4 protein-coding genes are annotated in these 3,620 nt (G+C 73.1%); all 4 read left to right on the forward strand.

The features are described from left to right. The coding region (locus tag O3Q52_RS50585; protein ID WP_269655159.1) for a histidine phosphatase family protein at positions 1-442 on the forward strand (442 nt) is incomplete at its 5' end. Between the two features lie 118 nt (positions 443-560). Continuing rightward, positions 561-1,187 carry a YigZ family protein gene (locus O3Q52_RS50590; protein ID WP_269655160.1) on the forward strand — a complete coding sequence of 209 codons (627 nt, stop codon included), beginning with the start codon at positions 561-563 and terminating at the stop codon, positions 1,185-1,187. A 132-nt stretch (positions 1,188-1,319) separates the two neighbouring features. Beyond that, positions 1,320-2,483: an exonuclease SbcCD subunit D gene (locus O3Q52_RS50595; protein WP_269655161.1), complete on the forward strand. Its 1,164-nt coding sequence runs from the start codon at positions 1,320-1,322 to the stop codon at positions 2,481-2,483. Positions 2,484-2,577: 94 nt separating this feature from the next. Then, positions 2,578-3,620 (forward strand): SMC family ATPase (locus tag O3Q52_RS50600; protein WP_269655162.1); only part of this gene is annotated, 1,043 nt, incomplete at its 3' end.

The raw sequence follows: 3,620 nt of genomic DNA on the forward strand, positions 1-3,620 counted from the left end.
GCGCGGGCGCGGCCACGCCCCGGCCGCCGGCCGTGCGCTCGCCGGCATCGACTGCCTGCCCGACCTGGCGCTCTGCTCCACCGCCGTACGCGCCCGGCAGACCTGGGAGCTGACCGCCGGACAGTGGGGCACACCGCCTCCCGTACGCCACGACCCGCGGCTGTACGGGGCCGGCGTGCCCGAACTGCTCGACGTGGTGCGCGAAGTGTCCGCGCACACCAAGACGTTGCTGCTGGTCGGGCACAACCCCGGTCTGGAGGAGCTGGTGCTCACCCTGGCCGGCGACAGCCTCGACGACGCGCTGGACGACGTACGGACGAAGTTCCCCACGTCGGCGATCGCGGTCCTCGTCCAACACGGCGACGACCGGGGCTCCCTCGGACCCGGCACGGCACTGCTCACCGACATGATCGTGCCGCGGGGACAGAAGCCGGGACGGTAGGGGGCAGCAGGCGGGGCAGCAGCCCGGACCGACGGTGAGCCGGGCCCCGCCCGCGAGGAGGGCCGGTCGCGGCGGACCGGACGGCCGCACGCGCGCGTGCAGCGCATACGCTGGCCCGATGCAGGACGAGTACCGCACGGTGGCCCGCGCAGGCGTGCACGAGACCGAGGTCAACCGCTCACGCTTCCTCTGCGCTTTGGCGCCGGCGGCCACCGAAGAGGAGGCCCAGGCCTTCCTCGCCGCCGTCCGCAAGGAGCACGCCGACGCGACGCACAACTGCTTCGCGTACGTCATCGGCGCCGACGCCTCCGTCCAGAAGGCGAGCGACGACGGGGAACCGGGCGGCACGGCGGGCGTCCCGATGCTCCAGATGCTGCTCCGGCGCGACATGCGGTACGTCGTCGCGGTCGTCACCCGCTACTACGGGGGCGTCAAACTCGGCGCGGGCGGTCTCATCCGGGCCTACGGCGGCGCCGTGGGCGAGGCCCTGGACACCCTCGGCATGATCACACGTAAACGCTTTCGTCTGGCCACGGTGACGGTCGACCACCAGCGGGCGGGCAAGGTGGAGAACGATCTGCGGTCGACCGGCCGCGAGGTGCGCGACGTGCGCTACGGAGAGGCCGTCACCATCGAGATCGGGCTGCCGGACGCCGATGTCGAGGCCTTCCGGGGCTGGCTGGCCGACGTCACGGCCGGGACCGCCGGCTTCGAACTGGGCGGCGAGGCATACGGGGACGTATAGGGCGCAGCGCATACGGGGACACACAAGGGCTCAGGTGCCACAGAGGCGCAAAGAGGAGCAGAGGCTCCCGTAGCGGGCCGATACGGGAGTAGCCGCCCGTGATGTCCGACCCGGCCGTTAGTCTCGGGGATCATGAGGCTTCTGCACACTTCCGACTGGCATCTGGGCCGGGCGTTCCACCGGGTGAACATGCTCGGTGCCCAGGCCGAGTTCATCGGCCACCTCGTCACGACCGTGCGCGAGCGCGACGTGGACGCGGTGGTCGTGTCGGGGGACGTGTACGACCGGGCGGTGCCGCCGCTGGCCGCGGTCGAGCTCTTCGACGAGGCCCTGCACAGGTTGGCGGACCTCGGAGTGCCCACGGTGATGATCTCCGGGAACCACGACTCGGCGCGCCGCCTCGGCGTCGGCGCCGGACTCATCGACCGCGCGGGCATCCATCTGCGGACCGCCCCCTCGGCGTGCGGCACACCGGTGCTGCTGGAGGACGCGTTCGGTGAGGTGGCCTTCTACGGACTGCCGTATCTGGAACCGGCGCTGGTGAAGGACGAGTTCGGAGTGGAGAAGGCGGGCCACGAGGCCGTGCTCGCCGCAGCCATGGACCGGGTCCGCGCCGACCTCGCCACGCGCGCGCGTGGCACCCGTTCCGTCGTCCTCGCCCATGCCTTCGTCACCGGCGGCGAGGCCAGCGACAGCGAACGGGACATCACGGTCGGCGGGGTCGCCGCCGTACCGGCCGGGGTCTTCGACGGCGTCGACTACGCCGCGCTCGGGCATCTGCACGGCAGCCAGACCATCACCGAGCGCGTGCGCTACTCGGGATCGCCGCTGCCGTACTCCTTCTCGGAGAGCGACCACCGCAAGACCATGTGGCTCGTCGACCTGGGAGCCGAGGGTTCGGTCGCGGCCGAGCGCCTGGACTGCCCGGTGCCGCGCACCCTCGCCCGTGTCCGGGGGCATCTGGAGGACCTGCTCGTCGATCCGGACCTCGCTCGGCACGAGGAGGCGTGGGTCGAGGCCACGCTCACCGACCCGGTGCGCCCCGCCGATCCCATGGCCCGGCTCGCGGAGCGCTTCCCGCACACGCTCAGCCTCGTCTTCGAGCCCGAGAGGGCACCGGACGACCCCGACGTCTCGTACGCCCGGCGGCTGGCCGGCCGCAGCGACCAGGAGATCGCGGAGGACTTCGTGGCCCATGTGCGCGGCGCCGGACCCGACGCACGCGAACAGGCCGTGCTCCAGGACGTGTTCGACACGGTACGCGCCGACGACACGGTCCGTGAGGTCGCCCGGTGAACCCTCCGTACGAGCCGTCCGGTGAGGCGGGCCCCACGGGGAGCCCGGTGAAGACGTACGACCTGCACATGCACATCGAGGGGGCGGGGGCCCGATGAGGCTGCACCGGCTGCACATCACCGCCTTCGGGCCGTTCGGCGGCGCCCAGGAGGTCGACTTCGACGACCTGTCGGCCGCCGGGCTCTTCCTGCTGCACGGGCCGACGGGCGCGGGCAAGACGTCCGTCCTGGACGCCGTCTGCTTCGCGCTGTACGGATCCGTACCGGGCGCCCGCCAGGGAGGTTCCCTGCGCAGCGACCACGCACTGGCCGCCACCCGCACCGAGGTGACCCTCGAACTCACCGTGGCCGGCCGCCGGTTGGAGCTCACCCGGCAGCCGCCCTGGGAGCGCCCCAAGAAGCGCGGCGCGGGCACGACGACCGAGAAGGCACAGAGCTGGCTGCGCGAGTACGACGCGCCGGCGGGCTCCTGGAAGGACCTCAGCCGCTCCCACCAGGAGATCGGCGAGGAGATCACCCAACTGCTCGGCATGAGCCGCGAGCAGTTCTGCCAGGTCGTGCTGCTGCCCCAGGGCGACTTCGCACGCTTCCTGCGAGCCGACGCCGAGGCCCGCGGCAAGCTCCTCGGCCGGCTCTTCGACACCCGCCGCTTCGCCGCCGTCGAACAGCGACTGGCCGAGCTCCGCCGCGCCGCGGAGACCCAAGTCCGCGCGGCGGACGCGGAGTTGCTGGCCGACGGCCACCGCATGCAGCAGGCGGCCGGTGACATCGTGGAGCTGCCGCTGCCCGACCTGTCGCCGGGCGACCCGGGCCTCGCCGAGTCCGTACTGGAGTGGGCGGCGATCGCCAGGAGCACGGCCCGCGAGAGGTTCACGGTCGCCCACTGCGCGCAGGCGGCCGCCGAGTCGGCCCAGGCCGCCGCGCATCACGTACTTGAGGACGTACGGGAAGTGGCGCGGCTCCAGCGCCGGTTCGCCGAGGCACGGGAGCGGGCCGCCCGGCTTGAGGAGCGGTCCGGGGCCCACCGGGAGGCCCAGGCGCGCATGGAGCGGGCCCGCAAGGCCGAGGCGGTGGCGCCCGCGCTCGGGCTGCGGGACGCGACGGAGAACGGGCACCGGCGGGCGGCCGGTACCGAGGC

Source organism: Streptomyces sp. ActVer (genome assembly GCF_027270795.1).
Classification (GTDB): Bacteria; Actinomycetota; Actinomycetes; order Streptomycetales; family Streptomycetaceae; genus Streptomyces; species Streptomyces umbrinus_A.

What these genes read in the sequence shown, in the direction of transcription:
- O3Q52_RS50595 (WP_269655161.1), top strand. Translation starts at nt 1,320, where the DNA reads ATGAGGCTTCTGCACACTTCCGACTGGCATCTGGGCCGGGCGTTCCAC.
- O3Q52_RS50590 (WP_269655160.1), top strand. Translation starts at nt 561, where the DNA reads ATGCAGGACGAGTACCGCACGGTGGCCCGCGCAGGCGTGCACGAGACC.